Here is a 1,943-nt window from a genome sequence, read left to right as displayed (position 1 = left end):
ACAAGACAACTCACCCAGATAATACTCCAGACGAGCCATTTGGATATAGTCCAATAAAGTATAATCACCTTCAGTCGACAAATCAATCAATTCTCTTATCAAAGCATAGGCCAGTTCACATTCCGTATAGGTTAAATCCGAGAGAGGTTTGTGCATGACAGGATGCTGAACCAACTGAACAACAATGCGATTAAAGTCTCCGTACATAGGTTGCGTTATTTACCGCATCAGTTCCCGATGGTGCGAGGGTTTATAAAAAAGAAAGAGCTCTAAGTTTGCAGTTAATAGATAAGAGGTCGGAAATTTATTTTAAAAAAGTCAAGCGAGACGAATAATTACCTCCGCATCTTATCAGGAAAATATCAGTCTTATTATCTTTGTTGTATTAAGATAAAGACTGATAGGCGGGAAGAGGACACCATAAAAGAGAAAGCACTTGAGGCTAGCCCACGTAACGGCCTCTCTCCGCCAAGCTGCAAAGCTCCGATAGAATATCAAGGTTGCGAGCCTATTTAGAGTTTAGAGTTCAAACAGCTTTTACCAGTCTTAGAAAAGTACAGCAAAAATATGAAAAAATTATTTATTGGAATTGATTTTTCAAAGGAGAAACTTGACGCGACGATAATTCTCGCATGTGGAATGAACGAAATAGGCTCCCGTGAGTATGGGTGTTTCCCAAATAACACTACGGGCTACCGCAAGTTATGTAATTGGGTTAAAACAAACGCTTGGAATACAATTGCTGAGGAATGGCTATTCTGTGGAGAAGACACAGGTTCATGTAGTATAGGACTGAGCAAATGGCTTTACGGAAAAGGCTATGACATATGGATTGAGAACGCTTACGCCATAAAACATAGCAGTGGTATCCAGCGTGTGAAAAACGATAAGGCGGACTCAGCAATCATTGCTGAATACGCATGGAGGCAACAGGACAAGGTTGTACCCTTTGAACCATTGAATGAATCCCTTGCGCAACTAAGGGAGATTTTCCTCTATAGGCATAAGCTAGTTGGGCAAAGAGTGGCAATGGAATTACGAAAAGAGGACAAATCACAATCAAACAAGTCAAAAGCAATATCCTTCATCAACCGCAAGAGCAAACACCTTATTGCGGAGATAAACAAAACAATTGCCGAATGCGATAAGGCCATTGATAGCATAATAGAGGCGGATGAGGAACTGAAAGAAAATTATGCTATTATAACCTCAATAAAAGGCGTAGCCAGGCAAAACGCAACCTGTATGTTGGTCTACACAAACAACTTCAAAAAATTCGGATATGACCCAAGAAAGATTGCATGCTATTATGGAGTTGCCCCCTTTGGTAAACAATCCGGAACGAGTGTAAATACACCTGCTCATACAAGCCATTTCGCCAATAAACTTATTAAATCATTATTAGGACAAGCAGCTCATATAGCCAAAATATATAATCCCGAAATTAGAGATTACTATCAAAGACTGATTAGTAAGGGAAAGAAGCCTCAAGTGGCTTTAAATAATGTCAAGAACAAACTCATAAGAATCATAGTGGCATTAGTCAGGAAGAAAGTACCATATGATCAAAATACATACAAATATTATGAAGAACGAGAAGTTATAGAAAGGAAAAAGAACGAGAAGTTAATTTATTGTTAAACGGAATAAGAGATTAGGATATTAGCATAGAATACGTGGAAACTATCTATTCATGCCATATATAGGTATCCGCTAAGACCCCTTTCGTGAACATGAATGATAGCCCCACGCCCAACTGAGTATATAACAAGGTTATACAGACAAAAGTGCGCGAGACTTGTCACTCATTCCATTCACGAAAGTTAAAATTTAGCGGATTTTATATATGAATGTAACAAATAACCGTTCTCAATAAAAATATTAAAAAGTTACCTTCATCGCTCGAAAGTAAACTACGACAAAAGTAGCAATTTATATTTAGC

At 38.1% G+C, this 1,943-nt stretch carries 1 protein-coding gene and 1 pseudogene; one reads left to right on the top strand and one right to left on the bottom strand.

The window, feature by feature from the left end; genetic code table 11:
• Positions 1-207, bottom strand: a pseudogene (locus HMPREF0106_RS00175) (hypothetical protein); the annotation flags it as partial.
• Positions 208-567: 360 nt separating this feature from the next.
• Here HMPREF0106_RS00175 and HMPREF0106_RS00180 point away from each other — a divergent pair.
• Positions 568-1,641 carry an IS110 family transposase gene (locus HMPREF0106_RS00180; protein ID WP_008645115.1) on the top strand — a complete coding sequence of 358 codons (1,074 nt, stop codon included), beginning with the start codon at positions 568-570 and terminating at the stop codon, positions 1,639-1,641.
• Positions 1,642-1,943 lie beyond the last annotated feature (302 nt).

It is taken from the genome of Bacteroides sp. D22, from assembly GCF_000163675.1.
GTDB lineage: Bacteria > Bacteroidota > Bacteroidia > Bacteroidales > Bacteroidaceae > Bacteroides > Bacteroides xylanisolvens.
This window is presented reverse-complemented; position numbering and strand designations above follow the sequence as displayed.